General features: G+C 53.4%; 18 protein-coding genes and 1 tRNA gene. 12 read left to right on the plus strand and 7 right to left on the minus strand.

Features of this window, described 5'->3' with window-relative positions:
- The first annotated feature begins 207 nt into the window (after positions 1-207).
- The 7 genes from GOX73_RS17640 to GOX73_RS21075 all read left to right on the plus strand — a co-directional run bounded on the left by GOX73_RS17640 (position 208) and on the right by GOX73_RS21075 (position 8,644).
- Positions 208-2,136: an amidohydrolase gene (locus GOX73_RS17640; RefSeq protein ID WP_171135043.1), complete on the plus strand. Its 1,929-nt coding sequence runs from the start codon at positions 208-210 to the stop codon at positions 2,134-2,136.
- Positions 2,137-2,144: 8 nt separating this feature from the next.
- The gene (locus GOX73_RS17645; RefSeq protein WP_171126755.1) at positions 2,145-2,594 is read left to right on the plus strand and encodes a GNAT family N-acetyltransferase; all 450 of its coding nucleotides are present in this window, start codon (positions 2,145-2,147) and stop codon (positions 2,592-2,594) included.
- A 35-nt stretch (positions 2,595-2,629) separates the two neighbouring features.
- Positions 2,630-3,148, plus strand: a complete 519-nt coding sequence (locus GOX73_RS17650; protein WP_171126756.1) for a DUF3299 domain-containing protein — start codon at positions 2,630-2,632, stop codon at positions 3,146-3,148.
- Positions 3,149-3,289: 141 nt separating this feature from the next.
- Positions 3,290-5,218: an amidohydrolase family protein gene (locus GOX73_RS17655; RefSeq protein ID WP_217351019.1), complete on the plus strand. Its 1,929-nt coding sequence runs from the start codon at positions 3,290-3,292 to the stop codon at positions 5,216-5,218.
- Between the two features lie 188 nt (positions 5,219-5,406).
- Positions 5,407-6,948, plus strand: a complete 1,542-nt coding sequence (locus GOX73_RS17665; RefSeq protein ID WP_171126757.1) for a phospholipase D family protein — start codon at positions 5,407-5,409, stop codon at positions 6,946-6,948.
- A gap of 147 nt (positions 6,949-7,095) precedes the next feature.
- On the plus strand, positions 7,096-7,869 hold the full coding sequence (locus GOX73_RS21070) for a sulfatase-like hydrolase/transferase (RefSeq protein WP_371808662.1): 774 nt from the start codon (positions 7,096-7,098) through the stop codon (positions 7,867-7,869).
- A 4-nt stretch (positions 7,870-7,873) separates the two neighbouring features.
- Complete coding sequence (locus GOX73_RS21075; protein ID WP_371808663.1) at positions 7,874-8,644, plus strand: sulfatase-like hydrolase/transferase; 771 nt, start codon at positions 7,874-7,876, stop codon at positions 8,642-8,644.
- A gap of 202 nt (positions 8,645-8,846) precedes the next feature.
- On the opposite strand, the gene GOX73_RS17675 is transcribed toward GOX73_RS21075, so the two are convergent.
- Complete coding sequence (locus GOX73_RS17675; RefSeq protein ID WP_254429242.1) at positions 8,847-9,677, minus strand: class I SAM-dependent methyltransferase; 831 nt, start codon at positions 9,675-9,677, stop codon at positions 8,847-8,849.
- A 225-nt stretch (positions 9,678-9,902) separates the two neighbouring features.
- Between GOX73_RS17675 and GOX73_RS17680 the strand changes: the two genes are divergently transcribed.
- Complete coding sequence (locus tag GOX73_RS17680) at positions 9,903-10,196, plus strand: putative quinol monooxygenase (RefSeq protein ID WP_171126759.1); 294 nt, start codon at positions 9,903-9,905, stop codon at positions 10,194-10,196.
- 352 nt (positions 10,197-10,548) lie between these two features.
- Here the strand turns inward: GOX73_RS17680 and GOX73_RS17685 are convergent, their stop codons facing one another.
- The 3 genes from GOX73_RS17685 to GOX73_RS17695 form a co-directional block, all read right to left on the minus strand.
- On the minus strand, positions 10,549-11,025 hold the full coding sequence (locus tag GOX73_RS17685) for a tyrosine-type recombinase/integrase (RefSeq protein ID WP_171126760.1): 477 nt from the start codon (positions 11,023-11,025) through the stop codon (positions 10,549-10,551).
- Between the two features lie 105 nt (positions 11,026-11,130).
- Complete coding sequence (locus GOX73_RS17690; protein ID WP_171135044.1) at positions 11,131-11,436, minus strand: hypothetical protein; 306 nt, start codon at positions 11,434-11,436, stop codon at positions 11,131-11,133.
- A gap of 70 nt (positions 11,437-11,506) precedes the next feature.
- On the minus strand, positions 11,507-11,824 hold the full coding sequence (locus GOX73_RS17695; RefSeq protein ID WP_171135045.1) for a hypothetical protein: 318 nt from the start codon (positions 11,822-11,824) through the stop codon (positions 11,507-11,509).
- Positions 11,825-11,999: 175 nt separating this feature from the next.
- On the opposite strand from GOX73_RS17695, the gene GOX73_RS21080 reads away from it, so the two are divergent.
- The 3 genes from GOX73_RS21080 (at position 12,000) to GOX73_RS17710 (ending at position 15,017) form a co-directional block, all read left to right on the plus strand.
- Complete coding sequence (locus GOX73_RS21080; protein ID WP_171126762.1) at positions 12,000-12,209, plus strand: helix-turn-helix transcriptional regulator; 210 nt, start codon at positions 12,000-12,002, stop codon at positions 12,207-12,209.
- A gap of 1,145 nt (positions 12,210-13,354) precedes the next feature.
- Positions 13,355-14,101 carry a hypothetical protein gene (locus tag GOX73_RS17705; RefSeq protein WP_171135046.1) on the plus strand — a complete coding sequence of 249 codons (747 nt, stop codon included), beginning with the start codon at positions 13,355-13,357 and terminating at the stop codon, positions 14,099-14,101.
- On the plus strand, positions 14,076-15,017 hold the full coding sequence (locus tag GOX73_RS17710; protein WP_171126764.1) for a lysylphosphatidylglycerol synthase transmembrane domain-containing protein: 942 nt from the start codon (positions 14,076-14,078) through the stop codon (positions 15,015-15,017). Before GOX73_RS17705 ends, GOX73_RS17710 begins: the two co-directional genes overlap by 26 nt.
- Here the strand turns inward: GOX73_RS17710 and GOX73_RS17715 are convergent.
- Both GOX73_RS17715 and GOX73_RS17720 read right to left on the minus strand, forming a co-directional pair.
- A complete protein-coding gene (locus GOX73_RS17715; protein WP_171126765.1) occupies positions 14,950-16,035 on the minus strand; it encodes a glycosyltransferase family 2 protein in 1,086 nt (361 codons plus the stop codon). The genes GOX73_RS17710 and GOX73_RS17715 overlap by 68 nt on opposite strands.
- A complete protein-coding gene (locus tag GOX73_RS17720; RefSeq protein ID WP_171126766.1) occupies positions 16,032-17,729 on the minus strand; it encodes a hypothetical protein in 1,698 nt (565 codons plus the stop codon). The genes GOX73_RS17715 and GOX73_RS17720 overlap by 4 nt, the downstream gene beginning before the upstream one ends.
- On the opposite strand from GOX73_RS17720, the gene GOX73_RS17725 reads away from it, so the two are divergent.
- A complete protein-coding gene (locus GOX73_RS17725) occupies positions 17,685-18,398 on the plus strand; it encodes a bifunctional 2-polyprenyl-6-hydroxyphenol methylase/3-demethylubiquinol 3-O-methyltransferase UbiG (RefSeq protein WP_254429243.1) in 714 nt (237 codons plus the stop codon). The genes GOX73_RS17720 and GOX73_RS17725 overlap by 45 nt on opposite strands.
- A gap of 591 nt (positions 18,399-18,989) precedes the next feature.
- Here GOX73_RS17725 and GOX73_RS17730 read toward each other — a convergent pair.
- A tRNA-Pro gene (locus tag GOX73_RS17730) sits at positions 18,990-19,066 on the minus strand.
- Positions 19,067-19,099 lie beyond the last annotated feature (33 nt).

Consider the following 19,099-nt stretch of genomic DNA (forward strand, 5'->3'; position numbering starts at 1 on the left):
TAACCCTTTCGCGAAACCGCCCTAACCTTAATCGTGCATATCGCAAACAACGATACCTTGGCAGCCGGACGCAGCGTCGACCACTCAGGAGGTTACAAGGGCACATGATGACGAATAAGTCCTGAAAACCGAAGAAGAATTTAGTTGATTGAATCACCGCGCGGGTGGAAGATCGACCCAGTGTTTTCTCTTGAACGAGGTAATGCCATGAATTTTTCAAAACTGTTTTCCGTACTGTCACTCACCCTTCTACCAATTGACGCCCTTGCACAATCCTCTGCGCTGCAAGACGCTTACCAGCAATTTCCAGAATTCCCGGCAACCACCGTTTACGTCGGGAAAGAGATCGTCACGATGAACCCGGACGTGCCCGTGGCAGAAGCGGTGGCTGTCAAAGATGGCCGTATAGTGGATGTGGGGGCCTTGGCTGATATCGAGCAGCGCCTTCCCAAACGTAGCTATGCAATTGATCGTGGATTCGAGGATAAGGTGATTGTCCCAGGCTTTATCGAACAACATCTCCACCCGCTGCTTGGGGCGTTGGTGATGATGTCTGATGCCATTATCTCAATCGAAGACTGGGAAACCCCGAACGGTTTTGCACCCCTTGCTATTGATCAGGAGGCATTCAGGAGCCGACTGGTTGAAGCAGTCGAAGGCTTTGATACCAGTCTGGGTCGCCCGATGATGGTTTGGGGGTATCACTCAACCTGGCACGGCGACATGAGCCGCGCGATCCTTGACGAGCTGGTGCCAGATGTTCCGGTTGCTGTTTGGCAACGCTCCACCCACGAGATGTACTTCAACACACTGGCGCTCGAGCAGTTGGACATTACCGACGACTATATTCAAAGCTGGCCAAGTCAGCTGGCTATATCGCAGGCTGATATTGAGAATGGACATTTTCTGGAGGCCGCCTTCTGGGAACACGTCTTCTTTGAGAAGTTTGCGCCCGCTTTTGCATCAATCGACCGGGTAATGGACGCACTGGAATACACGCAGGATTATTACCACAGCAACGGCATCACGACCCTGGCCGAGCCCGCTGGCCCCGTAGATCAAAACGCGCAAGCCTTGGTGGCAAAAGCGTTCGGGCCGGATGACACTCCGTTCAACTTCTACTTTGTCCCTGACGGACGCACACTGGGCGGGATGTTCCTCGAGTCCGAGGGCCCCGAGCGTATGCTGGCCGAAACCGAAGCCATGCTGGGTTGGAGCGAGGGCAGAACCCAATTCCTGCCCAAGCAGATCAAGTTACTTCTGGACGGTGCCATTTACAGCCAGTTGATGATCATGCGCGACGGATACACGGATGGTCACAAAGGCCAGTGGATCATGACGCCCGAGTTCTTCGAGGACGTGTTTGATGTGTATTGGGACGCCGGATATCAGATCCATATTCATAACTTGGGCGACGGGGGCCTGGATATCGTTCTCGACACGTTGGACGCCGCTATGCAGCGCAACCCGCGCGACGACCATCGGACAGTGATGGTGCATTTTGGGTATGCCCAACCGGACCAGATCGTCCGCATCAAGGATCTTGGGGCGCTTGTGAGTGCGAATGCAGTTTATACGCCGACTTTGGCTGACAAATATGCAGCTGAAGGCGTCGGACGCGAACGGACGGAACGCATGGTGCCTTTGGCCGATGCCGTGAATGCAGGTATTTCCATATCATTGCATTCCGATATGCCGATGGCGCCTGCTGTTCCGCTTAAATTCATGTGGGCCGCCGTGAACCGCGTGGCAACAAGTGGCTGGGTGCCGGGACCGGACCAGAGGATCAGCGCGGAAGACGCGCTCAAAGGTATAACGATCGGGGCGGCATATTCATTGCGATTGGAAGATGAGATCGGTTCGATCGAAACCGGCAAGCTCGCGAATTTCACGATCCTTGAAGACAATCCTTTGACAGTCGACCCCATGAAACTGCAAGAGATTGGCGTTTGGGGCACGGTCCTGCAAGGCCGGGTACAACCGGTACCGATAGAAAGCGACCCTGATGACAGGGCAGGTATCGAACTGGAAAACGACGATCAAATACTTGAAGCCGCACTGCGCCATGCACGCAACAAGGCTCATTACCACGATCACTCACCCAAGAAACTCAAGGGCCTTCCGGCTTTCAACTGAATGAGCACATGCAAGAAACCACGACCATACGTCCCATCGCCGAGGCGGATTACGAGGTCTGGTGTCAACTCTGGCGCCAGTACCTTGCATTTTATGAAACTTCGCTGGGCGACGAGATTTATCGCACCTCATTTTCCCGGATGATGTCGGGCAATCCCGGTGAGTTTCAGGGTTTGTTGGCTGAGGTCCAGGGTAAGCCTGTGGGCCTGGCCCACTATTTGTTCCACCGATCCATGTGGAGCGTGGAAAATACCTGCTACCTGATGGATCTTTTTGTCGACCCGCACACACGGGGGACTGGCATCGGTCGCGCCTTGATCGACGCAGTTCACAGCAAAGCCGCCGAGAACGGCGTCACGACTACATACTGGATGACGCAGGAGTTCAACTATAAGGGACGAATGCTCTATGATCAGGTCGCCGAGAAGACGCCATTTTTGGTTTACGAAAAGCATTGATCTGAAATCGTGGCAAAGGGGGATGAGATTCAACCATGACCCAAACCCGAAGAGATTTTTTGATTGCGACGGCCCTAAGTGCCGGAAGCGTGCTGAGCCCTGCTGGCGTGCTTGCACTGGACGCTGAACCCACACAACTAGGCTGGAAAGATCTTGCACCGGGTGCCGAGACTACGGTCGTTCAGCGCCTTCGAAATGGCGGCATTGTTCAACATGGTGAATTGTCAGAACCCGTTGACGCCGAAAAGGGCGCGCAACTGACCACTCAATACAACGGCCTGCGGGTTCGCCTGCCCGGATATCTCGTACCTTTGAAATTTGAAGAAAACAAAGTTTTGTCTGCGCTTCTTGTGCCATATGTCGGGGCATGCATTCATGTGCCACCGCCGCCCCCAAACCAATTGGTTCTTCTTTCGCCCGAAACGCCCTATGAAACAGATACGCTGTTTGAACCCGTTTGGGCGCTCGGAGTGTTCTCAACCAACCAATCCGAGACCCATCTGGCTAAAGTTGGCTACGAGATCACAGCAGCGGAGATATCGCCATACTCCTGATGTTCTGGCAGCCCTGGCACAATGTTGAAGACTCAGTCCTTGTGATCGCCTAAGAATTCATTTTGCAACTTAAGGTAGTTGCGGCAAAATCCACATCAAAGATTTGAATGCTTTAATTTTTTTTGAACTGGAGGGACGGCGATGATCAAAACCCTGACCAAGGTAGCAATCGCAATGGGAATTTCGGTGACGGGCCTGTCGTTACCGGTGCATGCGGCTGATGGCGACATCACAATCTATACCGCAGATAAAATCATCACGATGGAAAAGCCGCTTCCTGAAGCCAAGGCTGTGGCTGTGTCAGATGGTCGTATCGTGTCGGTCGGCACGCTTGAAACTTTGGTCGACTATGTAAAGGCCGGGGCGGTTATCGACACCACCTTCGCCGACAAGATCCTTATGCCGGGCCTGATCGACCCCCATGTTCATCCGTCGCTGCCTGCGATTTTGACACAGTACCCTTACATTGCTCCGGATGACTGGACTTTACCGACTGAAGAGTTCCCCGGCGAAACCACACCGGAAGGCTATGTTGAGCGCCTGAAGGAACTGGTGGCTGAATATGAGAAATCAGGGGACACTGAAATCCCCTTCATCACTTGGGGCTATCATCCACTCTGGCATGGCGAGCTTTATCGCGATGACCTGACCGATCTGTTCCCCGACACGCCAGTGATCTTGTGGCATCGCTCGTTCCATGAGCATTTCTTAAACGACGCGGCCATCGAGTTGCTTGGGCTGACGGAAGAAGATGCGCAGATCTTCCCCGAAGAGTCCGACTGGGAACGCGGCCACTGGTGGGAGAACGGGCTGGTCGGAATTTTCCCGAAGATGCCCTTCATTCTGGAAGAATCCCGCTACTCGCAAGGCATGGAGACCTTTTTTGAGATCGTCCATCAGGCTGGCGTCACAAGCGTGATGGATATGGGCATCGGCCTGTTCGGTGATCCGGTCGGAGAAACAAACCTGATCCGGAAAGTGTCCGAGCAAACCGGAGCCCCGGTGCGTGTCGTCCTGACGCCGATCATCACGGATTTCACGGCGCGTGGGAAATCGCCCCAAGAGGCTCTGGCCGAAATTCGCGAGTGGGAGAAGGGAAACACCGACAGGGTCAAGTTCGACAACCACTTCAAGCTGATGATGGATGGTGCGATCTACAGCGGCCTCTCGCAATACGGGTTCCCAGGCTACAAGGACGGGCATCAAGGCCAGTGGATGAACGAGCCTGAGGATATTTTGGAATGGGCCCGGTTCTTTTGGAACGAAGCGTTCCAGTTGCACGCCCACACCAACGGCGACGGGTCCGCAAGCCTACTGATTGAGATCGTACGCGACCTGCAAGAGGAAAAACCGCGCTTTGACCACCGCACGACGCTTGAACATTTTGCCTATGCCACGCGGGACCAGATGCGGCAAATGAAGGCGCTGGGTATGGTGGTGTCGGCCAACCCTTACTACCAATACATCCTTGCTGACGTGTACGCGGATGTGTGGTTGGGGGCAGATGTGGCACGCTTTATGGTGCCCTTGGGCAGCGCTGCGGACGAGGGGTTGATAATCGGGTTGCATTCCGACAGTCCAATGGCACCTCTCAGCCCGCTAACGCTGGCACAAAATGCGATGGAACGCGTGTCGATCAACGGCAATAACAATGCCGGGTCAGAACAACTGGACATAGATCAGGCCCTGCGCGCAATCACCATTGATGCCGCGTGGTTCATGCGAATGGAGGACGAGATCGGTTCGATCCGCGCGGGCAAGAAGGCAGATTTTGTTGTGCTTGAACAAAACCCGTATGAGGTCCAGACTGCAGACTTGTCCAAGATCGGAATATGGGGAACGGTTTTCGAAGGCCAAAAGTACCCGATTGTAAAGGAGGCCAGCATGAAGCCAAACAACGACCTTGTGAAAGTCCCGAACCCATCGGCTGTGTTCTGTGAAGAAAGCGGCGGGACCTATGAAATCCGCGATGGTGCTGATGGTGGAAAGACCGGGATTTGTATTCTTCCATCAGGTGAAGAAGTCGACGCTTGGGAGTTTTTCCGAGAGAACGCGCCGACTGATGGATAATATCAACATTTAGAATTTGGCGCTGAGGGAAAACCATTCCCGCGATTTGACTGCCCAGATACCCGGTTCGTCGCACGGAGTCTGAGTTCGATCGCGCGACGCCCAAGTCTAAACTCTTGATAAATGAGCCGTCGATAGATCATGTTAACGAACAAGGCCTATCTGATGTACTGAACACGGAGCCCTGAATGCGGCTGATCAGGATTTTGTTGACTGTAGTGGTGGTGATCACAATCGCCGTGGTCGGGCTAAAGCTGGCATTTCCACTTCCTGAGAAAAACTATTCTGAGCAAACTCTCAAACAAGATCCCGACTGGGACGGACCTTTAGGCGCCACTATTAAACAAGCGATCGAACGAAACCCCGGCCTTGACGGGGTGCGGCCTTTGGGCAATGGACGCGCCGCCTTTGCGGCCAGGGCTATATTCGCAAGGCAAGCGACGTCTTCTATCGACGCTCAGTACTACATTTGGCAGGACGATGTTACTGGTCTGATGCTTCTTGATGAGCTTAGGGCCGCAGCCGAGCGTGGCGTGCGGGTCAGATTGCTGGTCGATGATAACGGCATCTCGGGGTTGGATGGCTTGCTTGCTGAACTGGATGCTCTGCCCAACGCGCATGTGCGCATTTTTAATCCCTTTACGCTGAGAAACCCCAAACTTCTGTCTTATGCATTCGACTTCAGTCGCTTGAACCGTCGGATGCATAACAAATCAATGACTGTGGATGGGGTCGCCACGATAGTCGGAGGCCGCAATATCGGTGACATCTATTTCGATTATGGGGCTGGAACGCACTATCTGGATGTAGATACGATCGCCATTGGCCCTATTGTCGATGAGGTGTCGCAGTCATTCGACGCGTATTGGAACAGCTCATCATCCTATGACGCGGCCTTGTTTCTGGAGCCCACCGCGGGAAAAAGCCTGCAATCCAAGGCGGATGCCGCACGAAAAACCGCTGTTGGTGCAGGCTATCAAAAAGCGATCCAAGACAATGAACTTGCGGACCGGATAGCTGCGCGTGATCTGAAGGTCGAGTGGAGCGAAGTTACCCTTTTCGTGGACGACCCAGCCAAAGGGTTGGGCCAAGCAGACAGTGAAAATCTGATCGTCGAGCAACTGATAGCATTCGCCAACGACTCTCAAACCTCACTGGACCTTGTTTCAGCATATTTCATTCCCGGCAAACGCGGTGCCGAAGTTTTGGAAGGACTAGCCAGGTCTGGGGTTAAAGTCCGTGTCTTGACCAACTCATTGGACGCGACCGACGTCATGCCGGTTCATGCGGCCTATATGCGCTACAGGGAAGATTTGCTGAATAGCGGTGTAGAACTTTTGGAGCTTCGGGCTTTGCGGCAGGAACATCGCGAACGAAGCCTGCCAGAAATGCTGGCGGGGTCGGCATCAGGATTACATGCAAAGGTATTTGGATCGGATGGCAAACGTGTCTTTATTGGTTCATACAACCTCGATCCCAGATCCGCGCGATTGAACACTGAAATGGGGCTCATGATCGAAAGCGCGGCGATCGCTGAATCACTGGCCGAGAAATTGGCTAACACCGATTTTTCGTATCGCGTTGAGTTGAATGAAGACGATGAGATTGTCTGGCTGCAAGAAGAACAAGACGGGACGGTCACCGTTTACACCGAGGACCCGGAAACCAGCGGCTTCCAACGCGCCCTAACGGCGGTCGTAAGGTGGCTGCCCGTTGAGTGGATGCTTTGACCCCGCTGTTGAAGCTGGCCTGAACCTTCTTCCAAGCCAGCGTCGCGCGTCTACTGAAGATTTTTTGGGCCACAAATTCCTTAAATCAAAAAACTGAATTTGTGTTGTTTTGTCGAGAATTGAATCAGGTATTTTTGGGAGGAAAACATGAAGTATAAAATTAAGTCCACTATCGCGGCGGCTTTGTTTGCTGCAGCCGCTACAGCGGTTCATGCCCAAGATGAGCCTCCGATGAACTTCCTCATAATTTGGGGGGATGACATCGGTTTTTGGAATATCAGCGCATATAACCACGGGATGATGGGGTATCAGACACCCAATATCGACCGCATAGCCAAAGAAGGCGCGCTTTTTACTGATTGGTACGGAGAGCAATCCTGCACGGCTGGACGCGCCGCCTTCATCACAGGGCAATCTCCCATCCGCACGGGTCTGACAAAAGTGGGCCTGCCGGGTGCGCCAGAGGGCATGCCTGTCGAAGATCCTACCATCGCCGGGCTTTTGAAGAACCATGGCTACATGACGGGACAATTTGGCAAAAATCATCTGGGCGACCGTGACGAACACCTTCCCACAAACCATGGTTTTGATGAGTTTTTTGGAAATCTCTATCACCTAAACGCCGAGGAAGAACCCGAAAACCCGGATTATCCCAAGAGCGAAGCGTTCAAGGAAAACTTTGGTCCGCGGGGCGTTATTAAGTCAACTGCAGATGGTTCAATCGAAGACACTGGACCGCTTACCAAAAAGCGCATGGAAACCGTTGACGAAGAAGTCACCGCAAGCGCGTTGGATTTCATGGAAAGAGCTGTAGAGCAAGACAAGCCGTTTTTTCTTTGGTGGAACTCCACCCGGATGCACATTTTTTACGCATCTCAAGGAGGACTCCGAAGGCGTGACCGGCCTGGGGGTTTATCCTGACGGCATGGTCGAGCATGACGGGCATGTCGGTGTTCTTTTGGACAAGCTGGATGAGCTTGGCATCTCTGAAAATACGGTCGTGATGTATTCTACCGACAACGGTGCCGAGACGTTCACCTGGCCAGACGGCGGGACAACGCCTTTCCGCGGAGAGAAAAACACACAATGGGAAGGCGGCTATCGCGTACCAACGGTCATCAAATGGCTGGGGGTCATCGAACCAGGGTCCAAGATCAATGGGGTGGCCTCACACGCCGACATGCTGCCAACGATAATGGCGTCCGTTGGTGAACCCGATATCAAAGAAAAGTTGCTGACAGGCGGCGTTCAAGCCATCGGGCGCCAATACAAGGCGCATCTGGACGGCTACAATCTTCTGCCTTCTTTCTCGGGTGAAACCGACGATTGGCCTCGCAGCGAGTTTATTTATTGGACCGATGACGGCAGTGTCGCGGCCCTTCGCTACGACCAATACAAGGTGACGTTCCTCAAACAAAATGCGCATGGCCTCGACGTCTGGCTTTCGCCCTTTGAAGTGTTGCGTGCACCAATGCTTTCAAACTTGCGCAGCGACCCATTCGAGAGAGCCGAGGAGGAAAACGCAATGGGTTATCAGCGCTGGTTCCTTGAACATATGTTCGCCATCGCGCCAGCCGCTGCTTATGTCGGACAATGGTTGCAAAGTTTCGAGGAATTTCCGCCAAGGCAAAAACCCGGCAGCTTTAACCTCGACAACGTTATGGAAGAACTCACCAGCCGGGCGGGCAACCAATAGCTTTTCCGGAAAGAGTTTTTCTTTCAGGGCACGTTTCGAACAATTTTACCCTTGGGCTGACGATTCGCTTAGTCCAAGGGAATAGCACTGCCAGCTTTTCACCTTTCCCAATGCCGTTGTTCGGGTTTGCGCGATCACATTGGAGCGCAGGCTGAGTTGCGTGCGGTGGCCCCAAGACTAATGATCAGCAAGCCAACGTCTATCAGATAGCTGTTGCCGCTGAAATCACAGACGGCATCGGAAGCTTCCAAGGGCCATTTGACCCATATTTGGCTTTGATGAGCTCACTCATAGCCGCCTGAATATCGGCCAGCGTTTCGGTCGGTTGCGAACGCAAAAGCAAACCACCCCGAACTGTGCCCTCCATGAACAAAGTGACCATGCCGTCGGCGTTTTGCGTTTCAACATAGTTTTGCACCAAACTCTGCGAAATATCCGAGAAGCCCGCTTTTGTTAGCGTGGTGTCAACTATCTCGGGGTCAGCATAGTCGTGCAAACCGGGGCCGGGCGGCAACTGAACTGACGGGTCCCCCAAGCGACCGATCACTTGAAACAAATCCCCAAGTATTGTGGGGATGGTTGGGCCATGCCAGACCGAAAAGGACAAGCGTCCCCCCTTACGTAGAACCCTGTGCACCTCTTGCAGAACGCTAACCGGGTCTGGAACATGCAAAATGCCAAAGCCAATTGTTACGGCGTCAAAACAGGCGTCTTCAAAAGGAAGGTTCATAGCATCACCCTCAACGAAGACTGCATCTGGCACATTCTGGCGTGCCAACTGCAACATTGCGGGCGAGAAATCCAAGCCAGTCGCTTGGACTCCGGCTGCAAGCAGCCCGGCGGTGACAACGCCCGGTCCGCAACACAGATCCAGCACCTGCTTTCCTGGGCCTATCCGCGCTTGTCGTAAAAGTTCCGGGACGCTTTGGGCTGCGGTGCCTTCCAAACTGGCCGCATAACTTTCGGCAGTGTCGGGCCGGGACCATCCTTCCTTTTCGGCGGTTCCAAATTCAGAAAAATCTAAAGTAACCATTGTTCGCCCCCCATAAGTGGGCAGCATAGCACGATTTTGTATTTCTTGCTGTTCTGGCAATTTGGTGCGGCCAAGACGCTAGACTTTTGTTTGACGGTCCAATCCACAGATAACCCCGCCGACGAAGCGACGCATAAGCGCAGTCAGGACATTCGCAGGCTCTGATGGTATGATCCTGTGTGAGGCATTTATGCAGGCCAGTAAGTCTCTGAGGGAGGAAACGGCATGATAATGCGCATTTTTCAAGTTCAGGTAAAAGAAGGTAAGGAAGACGAATTTGCGAAATTCTTCCACAAAACCGCAATTCCGATGATGAAAGAAACTGCAGGGATTGTTCAGGTTTTACCGGGTGCTCCGCACAGCGATAGCCCAAATGAATTCTGTTTCGTGATGGTTTGGAAAGATTTAGCCACGCTTAAGAAGTTTGTTGGCGAGGACTATAGCTCTCCGCATATTGATCCTGCCGAAGCCGAGTTGGTCGAAAGCAGGTTAATCAAGCACTACGAATTGGTTGAGTGAGCTGTAGGTCAAACGATCCCATATAACGGGCCGCAATCGCCGCCTGCGTAGGCACTCTGACCAGTTCAAACCGACCGCATCGTTTATTAGATGCAAACCTTACCGACAAAATGAACGGGTGAAGGAATAGGGTTTTCCTAACATGTTAGGAAAACTCGATGCTTTGGGAAGGCGCTAAATCAATACAAGGAATTGATTTTATTGGTCGGAGTGAGAGGATTCGAACCTCCGACCCCTGCCTCCCGAAGGATCGAGCGGGAACCCAACCCCTTGTATTCTTCATGATGTGTTGCCATTTGGCTGCTCCTTTGTTCACGTTTGTGACGGTATATTTGCGGAAATGATCCGGACGTCAGATTGCATCCGCCGCCCCGCGCTGATGGTCCGGGTTGTGGTGCCCATAATTCTTTTTAGGAGTCTCAAGGGTCATGCCCAGAAAGCCGCAGGCGTCCCACTTGGGTGCACCCTGCTGCATGAGCCAGGTCGCGCATGTGTGCCTCAGGGTGTGCGGCACGACTTTCAGGTCTCCCCCGGTCTCGAGGCCAGCCGCAACAACAGAGGTTCGAAACGCAAGCTTGATATTTTGCAGGGACTTGCCGCTATTGGTGACGATGAACTCGTCTTCCGGAAATCGCCTCCGCCTGGGTATCAAGTGTTTTTTCAGGCGCGCGGGCAGCCTCGAGCTCGGGCACTCCTTCTTGGTCCGTCGACGCCCGACTGGGTTCCAATAGATGATGTTGCTGTAGAAATCGACATTAGAACAACGCAGAAACAGGATCGCTTCCTTCCGCTGGCCAGTCAGCAAACCGATCAGGAGAAACAGGGTCAAGTGTTCGGTTTTTGACTCAATCGGCGCACTATCTTACAAAAGGGCGTCGAAACTGCGTGACGCTTGGATCAGCTTTATCGCTTCATCGCAGGTCAGGAACCGGATTCAGCCTTCGGGCTTCGGCGGAAGTCGAACGGCTATCTTACGCATGATCAACTGATCTTCTTCGACACGACGGATAGCGGTCGGCGACAGGCTGAGTTCTCGTCTAAGCGTGCCGTCCTTGAGTGCCTTATCACCCCGGCCCTTTCGTCGTTTCTGGCAATACTCCTTTTTGAGCGTATCATTAATATCGCCAACGACATAGCCATCGAAAAATCGGATGATCAGTTTGGCCGCATTGGCCAGGCAATTCGGATCGGTGACGTCATCAAGCCGTTTTGCTAGGAAGTGCGAAATTGCGTCGGCCACATAAAATTCGTGCGGCTCAACTGCACGATCCGGCCTGAAGCGCCTTGGCTTCCACTCTGCGAAGTAGAGTTCAGCCTGGTCGCGATTCCCAGTTCCAGTCGAGTGCTCGCGTCTGCGCTCCTCCTCGGTCCAGTATATGTACCAGTTGCCCTCGGAAGTACCCTTGCGGTCGCGCTTGAGGTGCGCCGGTATACCCTTCTTGGCATGCCTTCACCGTGAAATTGTCAACGTACCGCTCCCATGCACCGGGAGGAATCTTTGGGTTCCGTCGCCCAGGGGCCATGTAGATGTGGTCCAGCATGTCCTCACGGATCAGGTAACGCACGTTGGACACCGGAAAGCCGACGCGCTCGGTCAGTTCTTTCGGAGTTCCCAAGAGCTTTTGCACGCTTCGAGCCCTTAACAGTGCGCTCACAAATCGAAGCAGTAGAATCCATTTTATGTTCAGAACGACCCAAAAGTACGCCGACCTTTCGTGAATCGAGCGCATTGCCACGATTTGTGGTCATATGTGACTCTTATGACCATTATTGTGGTCAATGAAGCCGTTAAGAAGGTTGTTAATGACAATCCCTGATTTCAGATATCGCCTTGCGGCAATGCGAAACATGGCGAGTCTCTCCCAAGAAGAGATGGCGCAGCGCCTAGGTACCAGTCGAAGCGCATACCAATACTATGAGCGTTGCCAGCGTGACTTAACGGCTTCACTACTGTCAAAAGTCTTTGAGGAATTCGATGTTGATCCGCTCTGGATGCTCGAAGGCGACTCCTAAGATGGCAAGTGTCGAAGGGACGAAGAGATTGCCGCCACCTACCGCAAAATCGGAATCGCGGTCGAGCGCCGGATCATTGAACGCGGGCTGACTGTGACCTCCGAAAAGAAATGGGAGCTATCGAATTCCTCTTCGATGAGTTCCTGAACACTGATGCCCTGTCGATTGAAAGTGGGGAACAGGACACGACAAGAATCGACAGTGTATTGAGGCTAGTAAGCTGATGCTTAATGAAGAATTTCCCGATGATGTACTGAAACTACCCCACGCAAGCTGCGGCTTGGCCAGGATATTGAGCGCCTACTAGAAAGCGCCTGCCAGACTGTAGAAGCCGAAGAAAAGATGAAGCCGGTCAGATGGGCAACCAGAGCCGCCATACCCTTCTTGCTATGGATTCTTCTCGAATCTTTGCGCAACAAAGGGCCTTTCCCACCGGCGGCGTGGCTGCGGCTCATCCCAGGGATGGTAATTATTGGCCTGTGCGCACTCACCGAAAAGGTTGTTACCAGGAAACGCAATGCCAGCGCCCAAGCGGTCGAAAACGCCATCTTCGAACAATTTCTAACTTAACGCATTCCCGTCCCGAGTAACTAAATTCACATGTGCAAAGCCCTCCAGATCGTCGAATTCAGCGCGCGCTGGAAAGACACCGGCTGGAGCGAGCATGTCAGCCTCGAAGAAATTTGGTCAGTGCTCACCGAGTTGTCACACTATCATGTTCAGGATTTGACAGGAACGAAGGCCGCTTTTGGCGGTGATCTTTTTCCTTCCGACCACAGATTTTTTCGCAAAACGCGTATAATTTAGCTGGTACGGGGACTTTCTAAGAGCGAGGGCCATTTTCGCACTCTGCCGTTCGCATCAAAAAGAGCGAACTGGTAAAATACGGAACAAACCTGCTATTCAATTGGTGGCTTCAAATGACTGCTTTGCGCGTTTCGCGACCAACGAGAAAACCCCACGGGGGAAACCTATTATTCTTCGGATTGGCAGCACGTTGAAAAACGTCGCGGGAGTCAGACGCTGCCACTGATACGCACTGCTTGCTATTGGTTATTAAATGACCCAAACTCCAAGATCAAATGGCGCACAGAAAAAACGCAGCAGTAACACAAGCCCAGATGAGCCAAAATTCCAGAAGCGAGGTGAGCCGCTACGTCTTGTCAGCGGGGCGGACTGGGACCGTTTTTCTGGAACGCCTGATCCGTGAATTTGAACCGACGATGGAGGTGGAGCATGAGCCTTCCCCGTCGCGGTATCTGATGATGCTGGGCAATTTGCGAAACGATTGGGGGATTGCAAGCGCGCTGATCCGCCGATGGTCCCAGGCTCAGCAGTGCGAACGCCATCCCGGTGGACGCAATTATATCGAGATCAATCCGTTTCTGTGCACAGTCGCCGACACTCTGCCGATGGACGGGCGCGAGCTACGGGTTCTGCATGTCGTACGGCACCCGGCGGATTGGGCGCGGTCCATTACGACATTCAAGGCATCCGTCAATTTGCGCCGCGTCATCGACCATATTCCGTTTGCCAAACCTTACCCATCCCCGAGGCCCGCCAGCTGGCAGCAACTTGATGATTATGAAAGAGCGCTTTGGCGATGGACGTGGTGCAACACCAAGATCGAAGAGCTGAAGCCCTTTGCCAGCCACTACGAGCGTGTTCGCTACGAAGACATTTTCTCCGAGACACCGGGCATCCGTATGGGGGCATTGAAAAAGCTCTTTGCACTTTTCGAGCTTGGAAATATGCCTCAGGCAGACGACCCGATCTTTAAGTCCCGTGTGAACCCGACACCGCTGAGTTCCGACGCCGGAAACGAAGCGGCAGAGAAGGAGATTTGTGGACCACTTGCAGAAACCTATGGCTATGAACTCGCTCACCGTTAAGGGCGTTGCCAGCGCGGCTTTCGGGGTCCTTCTCTTCGCGGCCCTTGTCTGGTTCGGAGGGTTTGACGAGATTGATCTTGCCAGCATCAGTCCAGGCTACGCCCTCGCCTGTGTTGTGGTTTACGTGGTGATGCTCGCTTTGCGCGCGCTGAACCTTCGACTGATCTGCAACGCAACCGAAGGGTTCAGCAATTTCAAGAACTGGTGCAGGCTCGCGGCCTATCACCAGTTGGTGTTCATCGTTGCACCGTCCGGCTCGGGCGACATCGCCTTCCCTGCCTTGGCGAAGAAACTGGTCGGTGTGGATTTGTCCAATGCGGTGGGCACAATCGTTCTGTCGAGACTTCGGGACATCTTCGCGATCCTTGGCCTCGGAGCCGTGGGTCTGGCGAGCATCAGGGTGCAACCGGAACTGGCGGCCATCTTGGCCATTCTCGCCTTTGCGTCCCTGATCTGGACGGAACTCGCCATTCGCTCGATCCTCAGCTTCTTGTCACTAATTTTACCAGAAGGGGCAGGCGCTCAAGGCTGGTTTAAGAACCTGCGTGAGGCCAGCCAGTTCCGCAGCACCAACAGGATGCTGCGCAGCGTACTCACTCTGTCCATTTGGCTCTGCGCCGGGGTGGGCGTCTGGTTAGGGTTTTCCGCCGCCGGCCATCAGTTGTCGTTATTTGAGTGCTGGATCATGGTCTTCTTTCTCAACCTTGCGGGCGCATTGGCGGTCTCAGTCGCAGGCATCGGATTTGTCGAGGCAGGCGCGGTGGGCGCGCTGATGATGTTCGGCGAAACCGGCCGTGATGCCGCGGCAGTCGCTGTGGTTGCCCGCCCGACCATGCTGCTCGCTTTGATTATCGCTGCGTTTTTTCTTGAGCGGGCGCACCAGTTTCCACGGTTTTCCCGGCCTCCAAAGCCTTAGCCGCCTCCGAACTCGCCTTCAGTACACGCACCCGTCCAATATGCGGAAACAATGCCGGACGCCGGGAACTGGCGACATCATAGCCGAAGAAAGTCAAGAGCATCTGGATACTCACCAACAGCGGCAGGGCGCTCAACATGACCGTACCAGCCGTGGCAGGGGAGCCGGTCTGTGCGCTCGAAATCCACGCGGTGATACCAACAAACAGGCCGAAGAAGAAAAGGATCACCCCGACGATGAAATACAGCGACGCCGTGCTGAAATCCCTGAGGAAGAAATTATAAGCAAGCCGTTTGAAGAAATTCTTGCCGTGCAGCACCGGGAATTTAAACAGGGCATCAAACTCCCGGAGGTTGCTGACTTCATCACCATAAATTGCTTCCATCGGCACGTCGGTTACAGCGGCAGGTAAGGTGCCAAGCCGAAACAGCATATCGGATTCAAAGAAGTACCGCTTGTGTAGTTTGTCCAGGGGCAACACCCGCGCAACCTCGGCATGAAGGGCGGTGAAGCCGTTAGTGGGGTCAAACAAATGCCAATAGCCGCTTGAGATCTTGTTCATGAATGAAAGACCCGCATTCCCAAGCAGACGTAACTTAGGCATGGTTTTCACGCTCTCCAGGTCGAAGAACCGGTTGCCCTTCACGTAATCCGCTTCGCCCTTAACGATCGGGGCGATCAGCGCCGGGATCAGGCTGGGGTCCATCTGGCCGTCGCTGTCCAGCTTTACGATGATCTCCATCCCGTCATCGATGGCGGCCTTGTAGCCTGTGACGGTGGCGCCTCCGACTCCCTGGTTCTCATCATGGTTCAGCACTCGGACGCGTTGGTTGGCGCTAGAAATCTCCTCCAAAACCTCGGGCAAATTGTCATCGCTTGCGTCATTCACACAGTAGACTATCTTAACCAGTTCAGGTATCCGGGAAATCACCGAGCCAACACTGCCCCCCGATCGAAAGCAGGGGATGACAACCGCAACCGCGGGCGCGCTCTGGTTGGTTTCGTGGTTCTTATTCACGATTCCTCCGAGCGCTTTCGTTTGAAGCTTCTAAAGTTTTCAAGTCCCGCGTCTATCTCCACGTATTCCTCCCAAACCTTCCGAATATCGGGGTCCTCGAGGTAGAATGATAGGAAGTCAAAGTCCGAGTTTCCGATAGCGTGCCTGCGGGCTGCGACGTGAACAAGCACTATGTCCGGATTGTGTGACAAGTCCAGCAACATCGCCCGTTGCTCTCGTTGCTCAACCCGTTTCAACAAATCGGACTGAGATGCGGTGATCCCACCCGCTCGCAAACGCACAATCGCCGGCAGGCCGATCCGGCTGTTCGAAGCCGCAAGCCAATCCCGGGCAGCATAATTGGTCACCGGGAAGCCTGGGAACGGATGGGTCGAAATCGCAAGGAAGTTTCCGCCTTCAGGCACGTGTTCCTGCACGACGTCAATAACAGCTTGGACTTCTCTGCCGTAAATTCCCTCAGCTCCCCGCTTCCGATTTTCGAGATAGGCTGTTTGACCTAGGTAGATGACCGCCAGACCAAGTACTAAAGCTGACGTCGCGCGCAAGTGCCTGTGCGCGGAACTCAAGGTGCTTACCAGCGCGACAAGCGCAAATGCAGAGGCTGGGTAGAGGTGGTAGCTATACCCTTTCTTCTGCAACAACGCCGCGCCGAGAAAGCCAACCGCTGCCAGGCAGGTTGTGGTTGCAAGCGCAGGGAAGCGGTTAAGACTGACAATGGCAAAGGCCAGTACAACAAGGGAAACGATTTCGAAATTGACCCAGATGACGTGACCCACGGGCCAGCCAAATCCCCAATAGACTTCCCTTACGCTCGGGATAACTTCTGTGATGTACGGACGTGCAAAAACCAACACTGCCAGGATGTAAGCCGCGATCGTTGCCGTCGATACCAATAGATCCGCTCGGAACAGGTGTTTCGCGCTTCTAAGGCGCAGCGCAACAAACAGCTCCACGAATATCGGAATGAGGACGAAGTGCGGTTTGAACGCGACTCCAATGCCTGCCCCGATACTTGCAAGCCAATTTGTGCGGTTCGACGTGCCGCCAGTGTCGATCAGTTCCGCTGCTCTGACAAGGTAGGGAACACAGAGAATGACCGCCAAATGTTCGCGCTGCCCGAAATCCCTGTTGGCACCGTAGCCTACGAAGGCAGCAAAGAGGATCAATATTCCTGCGAACATCAAGGCCGGAGTTTTCTCGGACAGCTTTCTGTAGAGGTCGATCACAACCAACACCGAGAGGCAAAGGACGCCAATCCGAAAGACGACAAGGGCGCCCAGCCCTGTCAACCGCGCCACAGCATTCGGAATTGCTGAAATCCACCAGATTAGCGGCGGGTTCGCCGCAATAATTTCACGGCCAAATGTTCCACCGTCCAAAAGGCGCCCGGATGAATACAAAACCCAGCCCACGTCATGGTTGATGAAGGTCGTCAATTGAATGAGGTTTCCAGCCAGCAACACCGCGATGGCTATCCAAAAAACGAATTTGCGGGATGGGTCGCTAATGAAAAAGGCCTTGTTGTCTTTATGGGTGCTTCTTTTACGTTGAGACGAAATTACAGCGAGAAAGATGCGTTCACCTACATATAAATCGGTTTGCCGCACGAAAGCTTTTCGTAGTTGCAAATTGGTGATAGCGGCCTCCAAATGGAGCGTTTCGGCAGAGGGCAGAAGATGAAGAACTTCGTTCAAAAACCAGACTGGAGCACGTTCGAGCAAAAATGGCTCGAAAACTATGATGCCGCAAACTATTCCAATTCTCTGAGCGCTCAGGTTCTACGCCGGACCCATGTCCTGACCGAAAAGGACCATCGGCTGGAGGATCACTATCCGACCGTCCTTGAAATGGGTGTCGGAACCATGGCCCATTTCCCGTTTGTGAAGCATGGTTTCGACCGGTACATCGCCGCGGACCATGACCCAAAGGTCATCGAGTGGCTGGAAAGGAAGACCTGGGACGACCGAGTAGAAATCCAACAACTCTCAGCTGCCGATTCCCCCTTCGAGGATAACAGCGTTGATCGTCTGATTGCCACCCACGTGCTGGAGCACGTCCCGGACCCTGCCGCGGTTCTGGAGCAATGGGTAAAAATAGTTCGACCAGGCGGCGTTATCTCTCTTTTGTTACCATGTGATCCTGGGCATCTATGGCAATTGGGTCGCAACCTTGGTGCTAGAAAAGCCGCTGAAAATGCAGGGCTGCCCTATGACTATTATATGGCCTTGGAACATGTGAATCCGATCCAGAATTTGAAAAACATTCTTCGTTTTCACTTCCCGGACCGGAACGAAACTTGGTGGCCATTGCGGCTGGCATCGCCAAATTTCAATCTTATTTATGCGGTCAACTGCTACATTTAAGCATCCTTTGATGCATAGGTGGTGTTTCATTGAGAGATAGAATGTAACCATGCCCGCAAGAACTTTCGTCCATGGTTGAGAGCCGAATCCTAAGGCTTTTTTCAATCGGAACCTTTGGCCACAAAATTGTTTACCCCTCAGAAAATGCAATAAATGCAATTTGGCGGAAGGGTTGTCTTCGTTCGGTCGTATCCTCTCTTTTTCGGTAGACATTCTGCTCGCCAGAAACTCGAATTTCCTCCGATAGTTCTGCCTTGATGTCAAATCCAGCGAGAGTGCTGATCACGGTTTGCAACATACAGTCGTAGCAACCGCCGGTTTGGCGGCTATTGCTGAACCGCAGAACGAGCAGCAGTGCACGTTTTAAGAGTCTCGATGATCCTACTTTCTCCGATTGGCTTTCGCAGAAAGCCCCATTTGATGCGATAACTTTTGGTCTCTGCAATGTGATCGTCGTGGATACGTGCGCTATAGCCCGGAGCATCTGCGTAAAGCAGCCAGTGCATTGGAATTTGACCAGCGCTCAGGTTCAATGAACCTCGGATCACTGTCTCAAAAACAACAAAGGCGCCCTCAGGGGCCTTGTTTTGTTGGTCGGAGTGAGAGGATTCGAACCTCCGACCCCTGCCTCCCGAAGACAGTGCTCTACCAGGCTGAGCTACACTCCGACCGTGGCGGGGGGTCTATACCCGGCGATTTGG

The sequence above is a fragment of the Ruegeria sp. HKCCD7221 genome (assembly GCF_013031225.1).
Lineage (GTDB): Bacteria > Pseudomonadota > Alphaproteobacteria > Rhodobacterales > Rhodobacteraceae > Ruegeria.

Excerpts from the sequence above, each read along its gene's own strand:
- GOX73_RS17640 (WP_171135043.1), top strand. The coding sequence starts at position 208 with ATGAATTTTTCAAAACTGTTTTCCGTACTGTCACTCACCCTTCTACCA.
- GOX73_RS17645 (WP_171126755.1), top strand. The coding sequence starts at position 2,145 with ATGCAAGAAACCACGACCATACGTCCCATCGCCGAGGCGGATTACGAG.
- GOX73_RS17650 (WP_171126756.1), top strand. The coding sequence starts at position 2,630 with ATGACCCAAACCCGAAGAGATTTTTTGATTGCGACGGCCCTAAGTGCC.
- GOX73_RS17655 (WP_217351019.1), top strand. The coding sequence starts at position 3,290 with ATGATCAAAACCCTGACCAAGGTAGCAATCGCAATGGGAATTTCGGTG.
- GOX73_RS17665 (WP_171126757.1), top strand. The coding sequence starts at position 5,407 with ATGCGGCTGATCAGGATTTTGTTGACTGTAGTGGTGGTGATCACAATC.
- GOX73_RS21070 (WP_371808662.1), top strand. The coding sequence starts at position 7,096 with ATGAAGTATAAAATTAAGTCCACTATCGCGGCGGCTTTGTTTGCTGCA.
- GOX73_RS21075 (WP_371808663.1), top strand. The coding sequence starts at position 7,874 with ATGGTCGAGCATGACGGGCATGTCGGTGTTCTTTTGGACAAGCTGGAT.
- GOX73_RS17675 (WP_254429242.1), bottom strand. The coding sequence starts at position 9,677 with ATGGTTACTTTAGATTTTTCTGAATTTGGAACCGCCGAAAAGGAAGGA.
- GOX73_RS17680 (WP_171126759.1), top strand. The coding sequence starts at position 9,903 with ATGATAATGCGCATTTTTCAAGTTCAGGTAAAAGAAGGTAAGGAAGAC.
- GOX73_RS21080 (WP_171126762.1), top strand. The coding sequence starts at position 12,000 with ATGACAATCCCTGATTTCAGATATCGCCTTGCGGCAATGCGAAACATG.
- GOX73_RS17710 (WP_171126764.1), top strand. The coding sequence starts at position 14,076 with ATGGCTATGAACTCGCTCACCGTTAAGGGCGTTGCCAGCGCGGCTTTC.
- GOX73_RS17725 (WP_254429243.1), top strand. The coding sequence starts at position 17,685 with ATGGAGCGTTTCGGCAGAGGGCAGAAGATGAAGAACTTCGTTCAAAAA.